The organism is Photobacterium sp. 270122K (assembly GCF_059941365.1).
In genome coordinates this window covers 415,019-432,897 of record NZ_JBPOEN010000001.1, presented here as the reverse complement: position 1 = coordinate 432,897, position 17,879 = coordinate 415,019, and the positions used below count along the sequence as shown (strand labels likewise).

18 protein-coding genes are annotated in these 17,879 nt (G+C 50.8%); 16 read left to right on the top strand and 2 right to left on the bottom strand.

All coding sequences use genetic code 11. From position 1 onward, the window contains the following. The first annotated feature begins 23 nt into the window (after positions 1-23). The 14 genes from ACSF8W_RS01930 (at position 24) to ACSF8W_RS01865 (ending at position 14,279) form a co-directional block, all read left to right on the top strand. Positions 24-395 carry an ApeI family dehydratase gene (locus ACSF8W_RS01930; protein WP_428479198.1) on the top strand — a complete coding sequence of 124 codons (372 nt, stop codon included), beginning with the start codon at positions 24-26 and terminating at the stop codon, positions 393-395. Next, the gene (locus tag ACSF8W_RS01925; RefSeq protein WP_500844562.1) at positions 392-2,119 is read left to right on the top strand and encodes a glycosyltransferase family 2 protein; all 1,728 of its coding nucleotides are present in this window, start codon (positions 392-394) and stop codon (positions 2,117-2,119) included. Before ACSF8W_RS01930 ends, ACSF8W_RS01925 begins: the two co-directional genes overlap by 4 nt. Positions 2,120-2,132: 13 nt before the next feature. Beyond that, complete coding sequence (locus tag ACSF8W_RS01920) at positions 2,133-3,677, top strand: HAL/PAL/TAL family ammonia-lyase (protein WP_500844986.1); 1,545 nt, start codon at positions 2,133-2,135, stop codon at positions 3,675-3,677. Between the two features lie 31 nt (positions 3,678-3,708). Further along, a complete protein-coding gene (locus tag ACSF8W_RS01915; RefSeq protein WP_500844561.1) occupies positions 3,709-4,140 on the top strand; it encodes an acyl-CoA thioesterase in 432 nt (143 codons plus the stop codon). After that, on the top strand, positions 4,133-4,876 hold the full coding sequence (locus tag ACSF8W_RS01910; protein WP_500844560.1) for an outer membrane lipoprotein carrier protein LolA: 744 nt from the start codon (positions 4,133-4,135) through the stop codon (positions 4,874-4,876). The genes ACSF8W_RS01915 and ACSF8W_RS01910 overlap by 8 nt, the downstream gene beginning before the upstream one ends. Then, complete coding sequence (locus tag ACSF8W_RS01905; protein ID WP_500844558.1) at positions 4,860-7,271, top strand: MMPL family transporter; 2,412 nt, start codon at positions 4,860-4,862, stop codon at positions 7,269-7,271. The genes ACSF8W_RS01910 and ACSF8W_RS01905 overlap by 17 nt, the downstream gene beginning before the upstream one ends. After that, the gene (locus ACSF8W_RS01900; RefSeq protein ID WP_500844557.1) at positions 7,249-7,941 is read left to right on the top strand and encodes a DUF3261 domain-containing protein; all 693 of its coding nucleotides are present in this window, start codon (positions 7,249-7,251) and stop codon (positions 7,939-7,941) included. Before ACSF8W_RS01905 ends, ACSF8W_RS01900 begins: the two co-directional genes overlap by 23 nt. Before the next feature lie 15 nt (positions 7,942-7,956). Continuing rightward, positions 7,957-9,204, top strand: coding sequence for a beta-ketoacyl-[acyl-carrier-protein] synthase family protein (locus tag ACSF8W_RS01895; protein ID WP_500844555.1), 1,248 nt, complete (start codon positions 7,957-7,959; stop codon positions 9,202-9,204). Then, positions 9,197-9,661: a hotdog family protein gene (locus ACSF8W_RS01890; protein ID WP_500844553.1), complete on the top strand. Its 465-nt coding sequence runs from the start codon at positions 9,197-9,199 to the stop codon at positions 9,659-9,661. Before ACSF8W_RS01895 ends, ACSF8W_RS01890 begins: the two co-directional genes overlap by 8 nt. Further along, positions 9,658-10,383 carry a 3-ketoacyl-ACP reductase FabG2 gene (locus ACSF8W_RS01885; RefSeq protein ID WP_500844551.1) on the top strand — a complete coding sequence of 242 codons (726 nt, stop codon included), beginning with the start codon at positions 9,658-9,660 and terminating at the stop codon, positions 10,381-10,383. The genes ACSF8W_RS01890 and ACSF8W_RS01885 overlap by 4 nt, the downstream gene beginning before the upstream one ends. Then, entirely contained in the window at positions 10,380-11,612 is a 1,233-nt protein-coding gene (locus tag ACSF8W_RS01880; RefSeq protein ID WP_428479207.1) for a beta-ketoacyl-ACP synthase, read from the top strand. The genes ACSF8W_RS01885 and ACSF8W_RS01880 overlap by 4 nt, the downstream gene beginning before the upstream one ends. Before the next feature lie 196 nt (positions 11,613-11,808). Next, positions 11,809-13,098 (top strand): DEAD/DEAH box helicase, encoded by a 1,290-nt coding sequence (locus tag ACSF8W_RS01875; RefSeq protein WP_500844549.1) that lies wholly within the window; start codon positions 11,809-11,811, stop codon positions 13,096-13,098. Positions 13,099-13,175: 77 nt separating this feature from the next. Then, positions 13,176-13,367: a YwbE family protein gene (locus tag ACSF8W_RS01870; RefSeq protein ID WP_500844547.1), complete on the top strand. Its 192-nt coding sequence runs from the start codon at positions 13,176-13,178 to the stop codon at positions 13,365-13,367. A gap of 186 nt (positions 13,368-13,553) precedes the next feature. Beyond that, a complete protein-coding gene (locus ACSF8W_RS01865; protein ID WP_500844546.1) occupies positions 13,554-14,279 on the top strand; it encodes a hypothetical protein in 726 nt (241 codons plus the stop codon). Positions 14,280-14,580: 301 nt separating this feature from the next. Here ACSF8W_RS01865 and ACSF8W_RS01860 read toward each other — a convergent pair whose 3' ends face one another. Both ACSF8W_RS01860 and ACSF8W_RS01855 read right to left on the bottom strand, forming a co-directional pair. Beyond that, a complete protein-coding gene (locus ACSF8W_RS01860; protein WP_500844545.1) occupies positions 14,581-15,348 on the bottom strand; it encodes a class I SAM-dependent methyltransferase in 768 nt (255 codons plus the stop codon). Between the two features lie 17 nt (positions 15,349-15,365). Then, positions 15,366-15,797 (bottom strand): MarR family winged helix-turn-helix transcriptional regulator, encoded by a 432-nt coding sequence (locus ACSF8W_RS01855; RefSeq protein WP_500844543.1) that lies wholly within the window; start codon positions 15,795-15,797, stop codon positions 15,366-15,368. Positions 15,798-16,046: 249 nt separating this feature from the next. On the opposite strand from ACSF8W_RS01855, the gene ACSF8W_RS01850 reads away from it, so the two are divergent. Further along, positions 16,047-16,814 (top strand): ABC transporter ATP-binding protein, encoded by a 768-nt coding sequence (locus ACSF8W_RS01850; RefSeq protein WP_500844541.1) that lies wholly within the window; start codon positions 16,047-16,049, stop codon positions 16,812-16,814. A gap of 30 nt (positions 16,815-16,844) precedes the next feature. After that, positions 16,845-17,864: an ABC transporter substrate-binding protein gene (locus tag ACSF8W_RS01845; RefSeq protein WP_500844540.1), complete on the top strand. Its 1,020-nt coding sequence runs from the start codon at positions 16,845-16,847 to the stop codon at positions 17,862-17,864. Positions 17,865-17,879: the final 15 nt, after the last annotated feature.

The window sequence follows — 17,879 nt, the reverse complement described above, 5'->3', positions numbered from 1 at the left end:
CGAGAAAAGTGAACGAATTAAAAATGACCGAGACGAAACGAAAGCCAACGATACTGGCTCAACAAGTGAATGCACACCATGCTGTCCTCACGTTGCACGTGACGGCGGACATTACCGATTTCCAAGGTCATTTTACCGACTACCCCTTGTTACCGGGTGTGACGCAAATTGAATGGGCGGTGCACTACGGTCGCACCTGCCTGTCATTAACCGGTGAGTTTGCCGGTATGGATGCGCTGAAATTCCAACAGCCGATCTTGCCAAACAGCCACGTGGTGCTGACCTTGACATGGTCGCCAGAAAAACACAGCTTGCGCTTTTGTTATACCTCCCAAGAGGGCGAGGTAGAGCATACGCATGCCTCTGGGCGTATCACATTGAGTGAGGCGCAATGAGCACCTTTCGTCCCTGTTTTTTGATCCCCTGTTATAACCACGGTGCGACGGTGAGCGCGGTGCTGGATGCCTTAGCGCGTTACCCGTATCCGGTGATCATCGTGGATGATGGCAGCGATGCGGCGACCAAGCAGATCTTGGCCGAGCAGGCACAACGTGCGCACGTGACTGTTGTGACCTTGCCACAGAATCAGGGCAAGGGCGGGGCGGTGATTGCCGGTTTATATCAGGCGTTTGCGCAATGTTTTAGCCATGCCATTCAAATCGATGCCGACGGTCAGCACGATGTCTCCGCACTACCCATACTCATTGCCACGTCACAACAGCATTTGACCGCGTTGGTTTCCGGCCAACCGGTGTACGATGAGTCGGTACCGAAAGCGCGTCTCTACGGGCGTTATGCCACGCATGTATGGGTATGGATTGAAACCCTGTCAATGCAGATTAAAGACAGTATGTGCGGCTTTCGTTCGTATCCGATAGGCCCGACCATCAAGGTGCTCGAACGTAACCGTGTCGGCCAGCGTATGGATTTCGACACCGAAATCATGGTGCGCATGTACTGGGATGGGTGCGATGTGCGTTTTGTCGATACCAAGGTCGTGTATCCGGAAGGCGGCATTTCCCACTTTGATGCACTGTGGGACAACATCAAAATCAGTGCCATGCACACCCGTCTGTTTTTTGGCATGTTGCCGCGTATTCCCCGCTTGTTAAAACGCCGCGCGGCGGCTGCTTCTACAGTAACGGCATCGGCTAAATCCCGTCATTGGTCTTCCCATGCAGAACGCGGCACCGTCTTGGGCATTAAAACCTTATTACTGGTTTATCGCCTGCTGGGACGCCGCGTGTTCAATGTGTTGCTGAAAGGGGTCATGGCGTATTACCACCGCACGGGGCATCGCGCCCGCGCCGCCTCTGAAGACTACTTGGCGACCTTGCGCCGTTATGCTGCCGCGCAAGACATGACTATCCCCGAAGAGCGTGACGGACACCTCAATAGCTATCAGCACATGCTGTCGTTTGGGCATACGATGCTCGACAAATTAGCGGCATGGCAGGGGGATTTCTCGCTTGATCACATCACCGTGCACGGGCAGGATCATTTTGATCAGATCACCGCGAATAAGCAGGGGATCGTGATCCTAGGTTCTCATTTGGGCAATTTGGAATTGTGCCGTGCCCTGAGCCGTGGCTACGACAATGTGAAAATTAACGCCTTGGTGTTTACCGAGCATGCCGAACGCTTTAATGCCGTCATGCAGGCCGTGAATCCAGATTCGGCCCTTAATTTGATCCAAGTAAACAACGTCGGTCCCGAAACCGCCATTTTGTTGCGACAAAAACTCGATCAAGGGGAGTGGGTGGTGATCGTGGGTGATCGTACCTCGGTCACGCATGAACAGCGCGTGATATGGGCGGACTTTCTCGGCAAACCTGCGCCGTTCCCGCAAGGCCCCTTCATGCTGGCAGCCGTGTTAAAAGCCCCGGTTTATACCTTATTTGGTTTACGCAATGACAGCGGTGATACGCCGCATTTCGATGTGCACTTCGAGTTATTTAACGAACAGATTCAGTTACCTCGGGGGCAGCGAGAGCAGGCCCTTCAGGCTGTTGTCAGCCAATATGCTACGCGGTTAGAAGCTTACACGTTAACAGCACCACTACAATGGTATAACTTCTTTCCTTTCTGGCAGTTAAGTGGAAAAGATAATGCATCATAATCAGCACCCGGACATGACCAAGATGAACAAAGACAGCGTAACCTTTGGCGTTGATCGCCTGACCATTGAAGACGTTGTTGCGGTGGCGAATGGCGCCTCGGCGGCAATGAACGACAGCATGGAATACCGTGCAAAAATCGACCGCGGTGTCGCTTTTCTTGAGCGTTTGCTGAAAGAAGAAGGCGTGATTTATGGCGTGACAACCGGCTACGGTGACTCGTGCACAGTGGCTATCCCGCCGCATTTGGTGGACGAACTGCCGTTACACCTGACCCGCTTCCACGGTTGTGGTTTAGGTGAAAATTTAAGCCATGAACAAGCACGCGCCGTGTTAGCGACCCGTTTATGCTCGTTGTCACAAGGGGTATCGGGTGTTTCACATGAATTGCTGAATCAGATCGTCACCTTGATCAATCACGATATTGCCCCGCGTATTCCGCAGGAAGGCTCTGTCGGTGCCAGTGGTGATTTGACGCCGCTCTCGTACTTAGCGGCGGCCTTGATTGGTGAGCGCGACGTGATTTATAAAGGCCAGATCCGCGAAACTCGCGATGTATTTGCCGAGCTGAATATTGCGCCGATCACGCTCAAGCCAAAAGAAGGCTTAGCGTTAATGAACGGCACCTCTGTCATGACTGCTTTAGCCTGTTTAGCGTACAAACGCGCCGAGTACTTGGCGCAGCTGTCTACGCGTATCACGGCGATGGTATCAGTCGCGATGCAAGGCAATGATTTCCATTTCGACGAAGCCTTGTTCGCGGTGAAGCCACATCCGGGTCAACAGAACGTTGCCGCGTGGTTGCGTTCTGATTTGCAAGCCGCCCGTCCGCCGCGTAACAGTGATCGTCTGCAAGACCGTTATTCACTGCGTTGTGCGCCACACGTCATTGGCGTGTTGCAAGACAGCCTGCCGTGGCTGCGTCAGATGATTGAAAACGAGCTGAACAGTGCGAACGATAACCCAATCATCGACGGGGATAACGAACGCGTGTTGCACGGTGGCCATTTCTACGGCGGCCACATTGCCATGGCGATGGATACCCTGAAAACCGCCGTGGCCAATATTGCCGATCTGCTGGATCGTCAAATGGCCCAGTTGATGGATTACAAATTCAATAACGGCTTGCCGTTTAACCTGACCGGTGCCGAAGGCGAGCGCAAGCCGATTAACCATGGCTTTAAAGCCGTGCAAATCGGTATTTCGGCGTGGACAGCCGAAGCGTTGAAAAACACCATGCCAGCCAGTGTGTTCTCACGTTCTACGGAATGCCATAACCAAGACAAAGTCAGCATGGGCACCATTGCATCGCGCGACTGTTTGCGTGTGTTGCAGTTGACTGAGCAAGTGACGGCGGCCTCGTTATTGGCGGCGACACAAGCCTTGGAAATTCGCCTGCGCCGTAACGAGTTGGACGATCAGCAGATGAGTTTTGCACTGAAAACCATGCATGAAACGGTATTGAGTGAGTTCCAGTTTGTGGAAGAAGATCGTCCATTAGAGCACGATCTGCGCCATTTCATGATGCGCATTCAGCAGCAACATTGGGCGTTGTATTAAGCCGTTAATGGACCAATAGGAAAGCGTAATAATGAGCAAACAGCCGGTATTACATGCAGAAGTGATCATGATGACCGCGTTTCAAGATGCAGATCCGATGGGCGTGGTGTATCACGGTAATTACTTTCGCTTCTTTGAAGAAGCCCGCCGTGTATTGATGGACAAATTGGCTTACAACTACCGCGAGATGCAAGCCTCTGGCTACGTGTGGCCGATCATTGATACCCGCGTGAAATACATCAAACCCATTCCGTTTAACCATGAAATTCGCGTGGTGGCGACATTAACGGAATGGGAAAACCGCTTGAAAGTGGAGTATGTGATTTTTGATGCGCAAAGCGGTGTGCGCATGACCAGAGGCTACACAATGCAAGTGGCGGTGGGGATCGACAGTGGTGAAATGTGCTTTGCTTCACCGAAGGTGCTGACGGATAAAATCGAGGCGTGGTTTGCTCATGCGTAACGTATTGTCTGTTATGCGCCAGCGGGTGTGGGTCGGCCTTTGCGTGATGCTGTGTGGCGTGAGCGTCCCTGCGTTTGCCCATGCTGACACACAAGGCGAAAAACCCGCGCAAGTGAACGCGCAGGCTCAACACTCGGCGTTCACCTTGGCAGACTTGCAACAGCAGCTTGCCGCCCAAACCGTGGTACGCGGTGATTTCACCCAAACCCGCCATATGGCCATGTTCAGTGCGCCATTGGAATCTTCGGGGCACTTTTTGTTGGCACAAGACCACGGTTTGTTGTGGCAACAAACCGTGCCGTTTCCGGTGTCACTGGTCTTAACCCAAGACAAACTGAGCCAGCAATTCGGTGACAGTCCGGCGCAGGTGATTGCCGCCAAAGACAACCCGATGGTGTTCTATTTCAGCCACCTGTTTTTGTCGTTGTTTAAAGGCGATACTCAGCAGTTAACAGAACAATTCACCGTGTCACTGACGCAGCCGGCATCGCCTGAATCGGGTGAGTCAGCGGGCGCGCAGTGGGCATTGACGTTAACACCGACGGCAGCACCACTGAACGCGGTGTTCCAACATATCCGCTTGTCGGGTGGTCAATTCATTGATCAGCTTGTGTTGACGGAGAAACGCGGTGACGTTACTGAAATCCAATTTAGTCACCAGCGTGCTGTTAGCGCAACGTCAGGTAAGACAGCCACGACACTAACGAAAGAAGAACAACGTGCTTTCCAACTTTAAACCCGTAACGCCATCCCATCCCGACCGCGCGCAACGACGCGTTAAACAGCGCGCGCTTGCTTGGCTATTGGTGATGTTGACGGTATTGGGTGTGTTGGCGACGCAATTGCTGGGTCGACAGCCGTTACCGATTGATACCAACATCTTGGCGTTGCTGCCAGAGAACCGACAAGATCCCGCGGCACAGGCGGCGTTTGATCAGGTCGCGTCCAGCATGAGCAACAAAGTGGTGTTCGTGGTGGGCAGTGACGATCCTGCCCGTTTGTTCACAGCGGCAGATGCGTTCACCCAACAGTTATCGACCTTGGGCTTGTTGGGTGAGATCAGCGGAAAGATCAGCCAGTCTCAGCAGCAAGCGTGGGGGAAACTGTATTTTCCACATCGAGCGCAGTTTTTAACGCCCGAGCAGCAAGTGCGTTTACACACGGATCCGGCCGCGCAGGTACAGAAAGTGATCCAAGCGGTGTACAACCCGTTTTCTGGCGTGACAGGGCAAGAGTTGGCGGCGGATCCCTTCCTGCTATTCCGTGAGTTTATGTCACACCTGACAGCGGGCAATGCCGCTGTCACCTTGCAACAGGGCTACCTGACCGCGCCGTACCAAGGCCAAACCTATGTGTTGATCTCGGCGGATCTGGCTGAATCGGCTTACAGCATGGCAATGCATGACAAGTTGCCCGCGTTAGCCAAGGTGGAAGAGACGCTGCGCCACGAATACGGGGTGAGCGTGCTGCATACTGGCGTGATTTTCTATGCCGCGCATGGCACCAACAGCGCGAAAGGGGAGATCAGCACCATTGGTGTTGGCTCGCTGTTGGGTGTGATCGCCTTATTGTTGCTGGTGTACCGCAGCGCGTTGCCATTGGGGTTGGCATTGCTGTCCATCGGTTGTGGGTTGTTAACGGCGTTTGTGGCGACGGTGCTCGTGTTCGGCAAAGTGCATTTGTTCAGTTTGGTGTTTGGCGCCAGTTTGATCGGCGTGTCTATCGATTATGCCCTGCATTTTTTGACTGATCGCCTTGCTGCCGGAAAACAGTGGCATGTTCGCGAAGGGGTGCAGCACATTGTGGTCGCGGTATCGCTGGGTTTATTGATGAGCCTGATCGGTTACTTGTGCATGATGATTGCGCCGTTTCCCGGTTTGCAGCAGTTATCTCTGTTTTCAGCCGTTGGGTTAGCCGCAGCGTATGCCACCGTGATGTGTTGGTATCCCGTGTTGGCTGCACGCCCGGGCAAAGTGGTGGCCTTGCCGTGGGTGGGTGCCATGACCGCGTGGCTTGCCCTTTGGGCAAAACCGCCTGTGCGTTGGGGCTTGCCGTTACTGTGTATCGTCGTGGCGATGGTGGGATTATTCCGTGCCAGTTATGACGATGACATTCGCCAGTTACAAGTGTTACCGGCTGACTTGAAACAGCAAGAAGAAACCATTAAAGCCATTACTGGCCTGCAAGGTGGTCAGCAGATGTTGTTGGTGCAAGCCGCGACTGAGCAAGCCTTGTTGGAACAGTTGGGTGTCGTTGATCGCCAATTAACGCAATTTGTTCAGCAAGGGGCATTAAGCGGTTATCAAAGCCTGCACACGTATCTGCCGTCTGCGCAGACACAGGCCGATAACTACGATGAGGTCGAGCGATTGTATCAGCAGGAAGGCGCGCGCCTTGCGGCGCAACTGCAACTCAAGCAGGCCATTACCTTGGATGCCGCCTTTGTTCCGTTAACGCCAGATGCCTTTTTAGCGTCGCCGGCTTCCGCGCCATTGCGTTTTTTGTGGCTGGGCAACATTGAAGGTCACCCCGCCTCGGTCGTGATGTTAAAAGGCATTCATGATGCGAACGCGTTGCAAGCGTATGCGGCGTCTGAACAGGGCGTTACCTATTTAGACAAGCCCCAAGAAGTGTCGGCAATTTTTGCCGAATACCGGGTGCGGATCAGTGAATTGTTACTGGCGGCAATGGGGGTTATTTACCTTATTCTTGTTGGCCGTTACGGTTGGGTGCGCGCACTGCGCGTGATTGCCCCGCCCGTGATCGCCTGTTTTGTCGGGCTGGGCATTACCGGTTTTACCGGCACGCCACTGAACCTGTTTAATTTGTTGGGCTTGTTCCTGATTTTAGGGATCGGCATTGATTACACCCTGTTTTTTGCCGAACAAGGCGTGGCAAAGCAAGCGCGTGCCAACAGCACATTATTGGCGATCACGCTTTCTGCATTAACCACGTTACTGTCGTTTGGTTTGTTAGCATTGAGTGAAACGCAGGCCATTCATAGCTTCGGTATCACCGTGTTAACCGGTATTTTGACTGCGTGGTTACTGGCACCGCTTTCGTTACCTCAAACAGCAGAACAACATGCTACAGAGAAAAGGAAACAAGATGACGTTTGTTTGCCATCGTAAACGACTCGCGTGTGCGGTCTTGTTGCTCATGACCCTGAGTGGGTGTGTTAACCGCAATCATACCGACGAGGCGTCAGCGGGGGCCTCGGTGAATAACTCGGCGAATAAAGAGACGAGTGCACCTGTGAGTACGGACCAGCCAGCCGCCGCCTTAAATCAAGTGGCGTTAGCGCCGGATGTGACCGTGACCTTACCGACGCCTGCTGCGTTAGGGGAAAGCTTGACGGCGACCCAGTTGATCACGGCGCGTTGGGGTGATCAACAAAACCAATTGCCCGTGCAATTGGAAGTCACGCCAGACAAATTGGTACTAGCCGGTTTTTCATCGTGGGGCGCACGCATACTGAGCCTGACCTATCAGGATCACGCGTTATCCACCGATGTGTTGCCGGGGCTGGGCAATGTTCTGCCTAAGCCCGAACAAGTGCTGCTGAACTTGATGCTGACCTTGTGGCCGGTAGAGGCCTGGCAAGCACCGTTAGCCGCGGTAGGGTGGCAGCTAATCGAACACCCGCATCAGCGACAATTGCTGGATAATCACGGTAACGTCGTGGTGGATATTCACTATGCCGCCGCGTCGCCGCTGGATGGCGACATTGTCTTTACCCATCGTACCTTGGGGTATGACATCACGATTAAGACCCTTAACCACCGTCAAACGCAGCCGTAAAAAAGAGAGAGCACCATGACAAGGACAACAACAATGACGCAAGCGGTGACGCCCGTGTATATCCACGGCTGTGGTTTTCATTCGGCGTTAGGCGCAGAGCCTGCCACTATTCATCAGCGACTCGCGCAAGGTGCTTCACCAGACATGCAAGCGGTATCCGGTTGGCTGAATAACGGTGCCGATACCGTGGTGGGTCGAGTCACAGCGACATTGCCTGCATTACCGACGCATTTGGCGGCGATCCGTTATGGCACCCGCAATAACCGCTTGGCGCTGTCGGCATTGCAGTCAATCACCCCAGTGATTGAGCAGGCCATTGAAAAATACGGCCGTGATCGTATCGCGGTGATTGTGGGCACCAGTACCTCGGGCATTGCCGACGGTGAAACGGCGCTGAGTGAACACATTGCGCACGGTGAACTGCCGGCAGATTTTCATTATCAGCAACAAGAAGTGGCCAACCTTGGCGAGTTCGTGGCAGATCTGTTTCGCCTCGATGGGCCGGTGTACACCATTTCCACCGCGTGTTCATCCAGTGGTCGCGTATTTTTATCGGCTAAGCGATTACTGAAAGCCGGTATCGTCGATGCGGTGATCGTGGGCGGAGCCGATTCCTTGTGCCGACTCACTCTGAATGGCTTTAATGGCCTTGAAGCCATTTCTCGTCGTCTGTGTAACCCGTTCAGCGTGAACCGCGATGGCATTAATATCGGTGAAGCCGCCGCGTTTATGTTGCTGTCTTTGGATGCCAATGACCGTGACAGTGAAAACAGTGACGCGATACCGGCCATTGCGTTGCTGGGCGCGGGCGACAGTTCTGATGCGCACCATATTTCTGCGCCGCATCCGGAAGGTAACGGGGCAGAAGCGGCCATGCGTAAGGCATTGGATGACGCCGGTTTAACGGCGCAGGACATTGGTTACATCAATGCGCACGGTACGGCGACGCCGCTGAATGATGAAATGGAAGCCAAAGCCATTCATCGCGTGTTTGGCAGTCAAACCCCAGTAAGCTCGACGAAACCCCTGACCGGACATACACTAGGCGCCGCCAGTGCGGTAGAAGCGGCCATTTGTTGGCATGTATTGCGTCACCGTTTACCCCTGCCGATGCAGATTAACGATGGACAGATCAGCGACAGCTTGGCACCCATTGCCTTGGTGCTGGCCGATACCGCACTTGTAAAGCCTGCCATGTTAAGTAATTCATTTGCCTTCGGTGGTAATAACATCAGTCTGATTTTTGGATATACCCATGACTAATACGCCTCCTATTCATGAACTGTTACCCCATGATATGCCGATGGCCTTGGTGGACACCTTGGTCGAGGTGAGCGAACTTGCGGTGCATTGTCAGGTTACCGTGAACGACGCGTGTTTATTCTTCGATGCGGAACGTCGCGTGATCCCCGGTTACGTGGGCATCGAATTTATGGCGCAGTCAGTGGCCTGCTGGTCGGGCTACCACGCATGGAAAAAAGGGGAAGCGTCACCAATAGGCTTTTTATTGGGCAGTCGACGCTACCAAACCACGTGTGCAGCGTTCCCTGAACACAGCACGCTCGATATTTATGCCGAGCAAGTGCTAGAAAACAACGGTATGGCGGTGTTTGCTTGTCGCATTGAACAGCAAGGGCAGGTGCTGGCAAATAGCCAGCTGAATGTTTTTGTACCGCCAGAAGAAAAATTAGAACACATGTTAAAGAGGAATCCATCATGACTCGACACGTTTTAGTGACCGGCGCCAGTAAAGGCATTGGTCGCGCCATTGCGATTACGCTAGCAAAAGATGGATTTACCATCGCGGTGCATTACATGAGTGATCGCGCGGGGGCCGAAGCAACGCTGGCAGAGATTGAACACGCCGGTGGTACAGGCCGTTTACTCCAGTTTGATATCAGTGATCGCGCACAATGTCGTGAGCAACTGGAACAGGATATTGAAGCCCACGGTGCCTATTACGGCGTGGTGAGCAATGCCGGTATTACCCGTGATACAGCCTTCCCCGCGATGACAGAAGCCGAGTGGGATGGGGTGATCCACACCAATCTCGACAGTTTCTATAACGTGCTGCATCCGTGTGTCATGCCGATGGTGCGTCTACGCAAAGGCGGCCGCATTGTCACCTTGGCGTCGGTATCGGGCATTACCGGTAACCGTGGTCAAACCAACTACAGCGCCGCTAAAGCCGGGGTGATTGGTGCCACCAAGTCATTGGCACTGGAACTGGCCAAGCGCAACATCACGGTGAACTGTGTCGCGCCAGGGTTGATTGATACCGGTATGGTGGATGAACACGTAAAAGAGCATGCGTTGCCGCAAGTGCCATTGCGCCGCATGGGTGAGCCAGAAGAAGTTGCGGGTCTGGTGAGTTATTTGATGTCAGATATCGCCGCTTATGTCACTCGTCAGGTGATTTCGGTAAATGGAGGTTTAGTATGAATCGTCGTGTCGTAGTAACAGGCATGTCCGGTGTCACCGCATTCGGCAACGATTGGCAGGCCATTGAACCGAAATTACGCGCGTGTGAAAACGCCACCGTGTACATGGAAAGTTACGAGCAATACAACGGCCTGAATACCAAGCTGGCCGCCCCGATTGATGGTTTCACCTTGCCGTCTCACTACACCCGTAAAAAAGTGCGCGGGATGGGGCGAGTGTCAAAACTGTCCACCTTGGCCAGTGAGCAAGCCTTACAGCAAAGCGGCCTGATTGATTGTGACGTGTTAACCAACGGCCAAACCGGCATTGCTTATGGTTCATCAACCGGCAGTACTCCGGCGATTGGTGCTTTTGGTGTCATGCTCAATGAGAAAGATACCAAAGCCATTACCGCCACGACCTATGTGCAAATGATGCCGCATACTACTGCCGTGAACGTGGGTTTGTTTTTTGGTTTACGCGGCCGCGTGATCCCGACCAGCAGCGCATGTACTTCCGGCAGTCAGGCCATCGGTTATGCCTACGAAGCCATCAAGCACGGTTACCAAACCGTGATGGTCGCGGGGGGCGCGGAAGAGTTGTGCCCAACGGAATCGGCGGTGTTTGATACCCTTTTTGCCACCAGTTTGAAAAACGAGGCGCCGAAGTCTACCCCCCGCCCGTTTGATACCGACCGTGATGGTTTGGTGATTGGCGAAGGCGCCGCAACGTTGGTACTGGAAGAGTATGAACATGCCGTAGCCCGTGGTGCGACGATTTACGCTGAAATCGTTGGCTTTGCCAGCAACTGCGATGCGACCCATGTGACGCAACCGACCATGGAAACCATGCAGCTGTGTATGGAAATGGCGCTGCAAAATGCGGATCTAACACCGGATGTCATTGATTTCATTTCAGCGCACGGTACCGCAACAGAGAAAGGCGACATTGCCGAAACCAATGCCACCGCGAACATCTTTGGTGACAACGCGCCGATCAGCTCCCTGAAAAGCTACTTTGGCCACACACTGGGTGCCTGTGGCGCGATTGAAGCATGGCTGGGCTTAGAAATGATGCATGCAGGGTGGTTTAACCCCACGCTGAACCTAGACGCTATTGATATCCGTTGTGGTAACTTGGATTACATTCAAGGTACTGGCCGTGAGATCGATTGCCGCTACATGATGAGCAACAACTTCGCGTTCGGTGGCATTAACACCTCTATCATCTTCAAGCGCTGGGAAAGCTAAGGCTTTTTAGGCTGTGTGATGCACGCGCATGCTTGGTACCGTAATACGCGGTGCCAAGCATCATTTCCCTGTTTTACGTTAACTCCTCGCTTCACCGCTTCGGTTATATCATCATCGTTTTCGATAAAATAAGGTGTCGAAGGGCTAAATACGCTAAGATGCACGCCATTATTTTAGCTAGAGCCTTTATTTCTCCATGACTACAGCCACAACGCCAACCACCTTTACGGAACTTGCCCTTATTCAGCCTTTGTTAGCCCGCCTGACAGAGCTAGAATACCAACAGCCTACGCCGATTCAAGCGCAAGTGATCCCAAGTGTTTTAGCGGGGCGCGACGTTATCGCTGGTGCCAATACCGGTTCCGGTAAAACGGCGGCTTTTGCATTGCCGATGTTGCAGGAACTGTTTACGCAAAAGCAGACCGCCAACACAAACAGCAGCAAAGGCAACTATGTGTCAGGGTTGATTTTGGTGCCAACGCGTGAGCTAGCGAAGCAGGTGGCTGACAGCGTTAAGTCTTACGCCGTGCACTTTAACGGTGCGATTAAAACCGTTTGTGTGTTTGGTGGTGTGTCTGCCAATACACAAATGCTGGCACTACGTGGCGGTGCCGATATTCTGGTCGCCACTCCTGGTCGTTTGTTGGATCTTATCTCAAGCAATGCCATCAAGCTGGACAAGGTAAAAACCTTGGTGCTGGATGAAGCCGACCGCATGCTAAGCCTTGGCTTTACCGAAGAGCTGTCTGAACTGCTTGGGCAATTGCCGAAACAAAAGCAAACGCTATTGTTCTCTGCGACGTTCCCGGAAGAAGTGCAGGCACTAACGCAAGAGCTGCTGAATGATCCAATCGAAGTACAGCTACAAAGTGACGACGCCAGCACGGTGGTACAGCGTGTGTTTAACGTGAATAAAGGCGAAAAAACGGCGGTATTGGCGCATTTGATTAAAGAGCATCAATGGCGACAAGCGCTGGTGTTCGTGAACGCGAAAAACAGCTGTGAGCACTTGGCTGACAAACTGTATAAGCGCGGCATTGAAGCGGAAGTCTTCCACGGTGATAAAGGGCAGGGCTACCGTACCCGTATTCTTGACGCGTTTAAATCCGGTGAAATTGACGTGCTGATTGCTACCGACATCGCAGCCCGCGGCCTAGACATCGAAAAGCTGCCAGTGGTAATCAACTTTGATTTGCCGCGTAGCCCGTCAGACTACATCCACCGTATTGGCCGAAGCGGCCGTGCCGGTGAAGTGGGTCTTGCGTTGTCACTGATTGATTATGAAGATTTCCATCACTTCACCGTGATCGAGAAGAAGAACAAAATCCGTCTTGAACGCGAGCAAGTGAAAGGCTTTGAGCTGGATGAAACTGTGACCGAAGAGATGCTAGCGGCTAGCAAGCCAATGGCAAAACCGGCCGGTACCGGCAAGAAAAAGCGCAAGAAGCAGATGCAGAATAAATCAGATATCTGGTTGAAGCACTAAGCACTGCGTTTAGGCGTTACCCAGCCCGTTAACGTGACTGGGTAACGTCACTCGCAATCAAACAAGAAGGCAGTAATATGAGTGGAACACAACGCGCCAATATTCACCCAGGATTGGCAGTAAAAATCGTACTGAAAGAACACCAACGCAGCGGCACCCTGACGGCGGGTATCGTGAAAGACTTGCTTACTAACTCGCCGAACCACCCGCACGGCATTAAAGTGCGCTTAGAAAGCGGCGCGGTTGGCCGTGTGAAAGTGATTGGTTGAATCCCCGTAAAAGCCATGAATAGTTAATGATTAATCACACCTTTTCATATTTCAAATAAAGGTGTGAACCGCCTCTATTATTGTCCAAAATACACCGCTTGTTCATCATCTTTGTGGAAATAGAAATATAACGATTTTTATTTTTCGATAAAATCAATGTCAAATTCATTTAACTGAGTACCTAATATGGCGATTGACATTAAAACAACACCGATAAAAATTGTTTATGAAAATATAACGACCAAAACCGATGAATATACCCCGTTTCCAACAAAAAATGATGTAACTTATAACGAGAATCAATTACTGCCTATTGGCTTATTATCATGCTCGGTGTTTGATGATTCCAGTGAAGAGAGTGTATTGATTGCATTGCCTATCTCTGAAAGTATATTTGTGGGTAGTACACCATATATGTCTTATTCATTGACTGAGCTCGGTTGGGAAGTCGATGAGGAAGACATCAGTGACATCGGTGGAGATTTCGATTCCTATCGTGAATATTTTGATCAAGTGCGTGATTTCTATCAACAGCACGAAGCCGTAACGTCACAATTAATAGAAGGGAATAAGAGTCAGTCTTTATTTGAATTAGGCGGGCAACCTGCTCTCGGTTGTAACTGGGATGAAATGTTTAGAGATGAAGATAACGAAGCACTGAGACAATATTTTGATGTGGTTTTCGATCTCGATGATGATGAAGACGAGGATGAATTCGATGAAGAAGCGTATGAAAAAAAGTACAACGAATTCACATCCAGAGAAATTGTGTATCATAGTGAAAAATTAGGCTTAGACTTTTTATATCTCGGGTGTTTTAAATACGGTACTTATGTCGATGGTGGCGGTGACGCGATCCTTTTTTACCAACCGACATTGAAAAAAGTCATGGTGTTTTCAAGTTTTTCGTAACGTGTATGGAGTCGCCTTGCGACAAGGCCGTTCTGTGACGGCCTTGTGGTATTGATGAGCTTTATTCAAACTTGCTATTAAACATTTCTGAGTTGCGCTCTTGCTAATTTAGCTCATGATTAATTATAAAAAAGATGGCAGAGCCTCTAATTGAGAGGCAAATTTTTGTCGTCTTCTACACAATTGCAAATAACTTTTTATCTTGTTGTACGTCAGGATGTTCACGGCCGTTATGAATTTGGTTGAATTTATAAGAGTCGTGCATTATAGCTGGTGACTCACGCCGGTATATCTCAATGTATTAAACTAATTTTATTGCCTTGGTAGCCATACTAGTTTTAATGTGTCTATCTAAAACTTCGTCATGGCTGATATCTTCATAAAGATCAACGATTGCAAATCCTACAGAAGTTTGCCCACCAATTTGGGTTTCAAGAGTATGACCATACTCAATTGTGTCGTTATTATTAATCCTTTCTTGAAGTTGTTCCTCGGGAAGCTGATCAATATCTGAATAGGGGATCGTATTTGTGATTTTAAGTTCACCTTTCTCCATGCATTTTAAGTCAAAGAGATAGAGCAATGGATTCACAAACCCTGATAATAATAACCCTCCTTTTTTGAGCACTCGATAGCACTCTGACCATACGAGGTTCGGGTTCTCAATAAAACAGTTTGATATAGGGTGGAAAATCATATCGAATGAATCATCCTCAAATATTGATAAATCACACATGTCTCTTTGAATTATCTCCATTGTGAGGTTATCTCTTTCCATAACAAACTTGTCTTTGTTTAATTGGCCTAAACTCAGATCTGTTACTGTTACGTTTGCACCCATTGCCGCGAAAACAGGAGCCTGTTGACCGCCACCAGAAGCGAGACATAACACCTTTTTGTCTTTAATTGGCATATACCAATCTGAAGGAACAGGTTTAGCGTTGGTTAAAAGAACATCTGCGATGCCGTTTCGTGCATCTCTTATGGCATCAGATGATACTGGCTTTTTCCATTCTTCAAATCCATCATCTTTATCCCAAGCAACACTGTTATGTTGTTTAATGTCCATAAAAAATCAACCTTAAATTATTTATCTTTATACAATTCCCCGACAACACCTAATATTTCGCAAAATTTATCCAACTCACTTTGTGAATAAACTTCGTTAAGCTTGTTCTCAACAAAATCATCGTTTTGATTGTACTGTGATTTTTCGGGGAATGTTTCTAAGTCTGGATACAAGTAATGTTTTCGTTTGTCGCGATTACACTGAACTTTCTTTATTAAATTGAGTTTTTCCAACGCATTTATTTTTTGTGTTACAGCAGGACGAGCAACCATCAACAGATCTGCAATTTCAGATGCTGTGTACTTTCCAGGATAAGCCATGATGATGTCTAAATATAAAATGCTATGGTAACTCAGTTTAGATTCTTCTAGGGAGCTATTCATTATTCTTAAATCATTGATAGCCATATCATGATAGAACCTATCAATTACTTGCGTTAAATTACTCATTTACTGCCCTACGCCGAAAAAAGTAGTTACTTTACCTTAACTATCTGGCTTTAAGATGTGTTTGTCAAGCATTAGAATTTCTATTGCAAGTTTGAAATACTCAAAGAAGTATTGGGGCAGAAGTGAGTCTCCACCCCCATGACATCCGCTGCGCCTTCCATTACAATTCGTTCGCGAATTATTATCATTTTCATTCGCTCGTGAGGAAGGAGTCCTCGCGACATCAATGAGGGAGCAGCAAAGCCAACCATGTTTAAAGTTGAACACGCCACGTTTCAGATTGGCGAACACCGTATTCTCCAGCCCACCTCCTTACAGATTGAACAAGGCAAAGTGACGACGTTACTGGGTCACAATGGCAGTGGTAAGTCGACCGTGATGAAATTGCTCAGTCGTCAACACGCGCCGACCTCGGGCAGTGTTTCTTGCCAAGGGCGGGATATCGCCACGTATGCCGCGCGAGATTTTGCATTACAGGTCGCTTACCTGCCACAGCATCCCCCCGTGACGGACGGTGTGACCGTGCGGGAGCTGGTGTTCTTTGGTCGCTACCCGTGGAAAGGGGTGATGGGACGCTACAACACGGACGATGCCCACTATGTTGATGAGGCCATTGAGCGGGTGGGGTTGGAGGCGTTGTCTGAACGCTTTGTCAGTACCTTGTCCGGTGGTGAGCGTCAACGTGCCTGGGTTGCGATGCTATTGGCCCAGCGCAGCCAGTGTATTTTGTTGGATGAACCCACCTCGGCGCTGGATGTGGCGCACCAATATGAGCTCTTATCGCTGATAAGACGCTTAAATCAGCAACTAGGGCTCACGGTGGTGATGGTGCTGCATGATATCAATATGGCGGCCCGTTTCAGTGATCACTTAGTGGCGATGCATTCTGGCCGTGTGCTGGCAGAGGGGAGTCCCGCCGAGCTGATGAATGCCCCGCAGTTGGCCGAAATATACGGTGTGCCGTTGGGGTTGTTTTCGCATCCCGATACCGGCTTGCCGATCAGCTATGTGCGCTAATTGAACGAGAGAAAAGACAAGGAGTCACCCATGCACAGGATGCGTATGTGGGGCACGGTGCTATTACTGATGATCAGTGCCAGCCCTCTGTTTTGCCAAAGCCAAAGCCTTAAGCAATCCCAAGCAATGAAAAGCTATTCACACGAGATGGGGACGGTGTCGCTTTCTGCGGTGCCGGAAAAAATTGTTGCGTTAGATTGGGCGTTAACGGAAACCTTATTGACCCTCGGGATCACCCCTTATGCCGTTGCGGATGCCAATGGGTATCAACATTGGGTTGGGTCGCCGCCTTTACCGCAGAGCGTGATCGATCTGGGTTCGCGCCGTGAACCGAATCTGGAATTGTTGGCGCACATACAGCCGGATCTGATCATCATGAATCAGTCATTGGCTCCCGCCTTTGCCCATTTTGAGGCCATTGCCCCCACGATGGTGTTGAGCCTGTATGGACCGACAAAACAGCCCTATCAAACGGCAGAACGGATCACCCAACAACTGGGTGAGATTGTGCAAAAAACGGCACTCGCCAAGCAGGTGATCAACACAACCCGCACGCACTTGCAGGAACAGGGACGCCGATTAACAGACACGGGGTTAGCCGAACGGCCGTTATTGGTGGTGCGCTTTATTGGGGAGAAACATTTGCGGGTACAGGGCGCGGGCTCGATGGCGGGCGATACGCTGGCACACATGGGGCTGACCAATAGTTGGCAGGCGTCGACCAACCTTTGGGGCTTTTCGGCCGTAGGGCTGGATAAAATCGCCACCCACCAGCAGGCCAATATGGTGTATTTAGGGCCGATGGATGCGGCGCAACAGGCGGCATTTTTCTCGACGCCATTATGGCAAGCGATGGCGTTTCATCGTGAGCAACGGGCTTTTTCACTACCCCCCATTTGGACGTTTGGCGGGTTGCATTCTGCTGAACGCTTAGCCACGCAGATGGTAGATACGCTGATAACAAGCACCTTGATTCCAGGCACTTCAATAAAAGACTCGTCAATAACAGGCACGTTAACCGCGGGGCAGGCTAATCATGAACGTCGATAAGGTGAGTGGCCAGAG

Bases quoted from the DNA above. Each gene is read 5' to 3' on its own strand.
- ACSF8W_RS01885 (WP_500844551.1), top strand. From the start codon at position 9,658: ATGACTCGACACGTTTTAGTGACCGGCGCCAGTAAAGGCATTGGTCGC.
- ACSF8W_RS01920 (WP_500844986.1), top strand. From the start codon at position 2,133: ATGACCAAGATGAACAAAGACAGCGTAACCTTTGGCGTTGATCGCCTG.
- ACSF8W_RS01895 (WP_500844555.1), top strand. From the start codon at position 7,957: ATGACAAGGACAACAACAATGACGCAAGCGGTGACGCCCGTGTATATC.
- ACSF8W_RS01875 (WP_500844549.1), top strand. From the start codon at position 11,809: ATGACTACAGCCACAACGCCAACCACCTTTACGGAACTTGCCCTTATT.
- ACSF8W_RS01850 (WP_500844541.1), top strand. From the start codon at position 16,047: ATGTTTAAAGTTGAACACGCCACGTTTCAGATTGGCGAACACCGTATT.
- ACSF8W_RS01880 (WP_428479207.1), top strand. From the start codon at position 10,380: ATGAATCGTCGTGTCGTAGTAACAGGCATGTCCGGTGTCACCGCATTC.
- ACSF8W_RS01890 (WP_500844553.1), top strand. From the start codon at position 9,197: ATGACTAATACGCCTCCTATTCATGAACTGTTACCCCATGATATGCCG.
- ACSF8W_RS01845 (WP_500844540.1), top strand. From the start codon at position 16,845: ATGCACAGGATGCGTATGTGGGGCACGGTGCTATTACTGATGATCAGT.
- ACSF8W_RS01930 (WP_428479198.1), top strand. From the start codon at position 24: ATGACCGAGACGAAACGAAAGCCAACGATACTGGCTCAACAAGTGAAT.
- ACSF8W_RS01925 (WP_500844562.1), top strand. From the start codon at position 392: ATGAGCACCTTTCGTCCCTGTTTTTTGATCCCCTGTTATAACCACGGT.
- ACSF8W_RS01900 (WP_500844557.1), top strand. From the start codon at position 7,249: ATGACGTTTGTTTGCCATCGTAAACGACTCGCGTGTGCGGTCTTGTTG.
- ACSF8W_RS01865 (WP_500844546.1), top strand. From the start codon at position 13,554: ATGGCGATTGACATTAAAACAACACCGATAAAAATTGTTTATGAAAAT.
- ACSF8W_RS01855 (WP_500844543.1), bottom strand. From the start codon at position 15,797: ATGAGTAATTTAACGCAAGTAATTGATAGGTTCTATCATGATATGGCT.
- ACSF8W_RS01870 (WP_500844547.1), top strand. From the start codon at position 13,176: ATGAGTGGAACACAACGCGCCAATATTCACCCAGGATTGGCAGTAAAA.
- ACSF8W_RS01915 (WP_500844561.1), top strand. From the start codon at position 3,709: ATGAGCAAACAGCCGGTATTACATGCAGAAGTGATCATGATGACCGCG.
- ACSF8W_RS01910 (WP_500844560.1), top strand. From the start codon at position 4,133: ATGCGTAACGTATTGTCTGTTATGCGCCAGCGGGTGTGGGTCGGCCTT.
- ACSF8W_RS01860 (WP_500844545.1), bottom strand. From the start codon at position 15,348: ATGGACATTAAACAACATAACAGTGTTGCTTGGGATAAAGATGATGGA.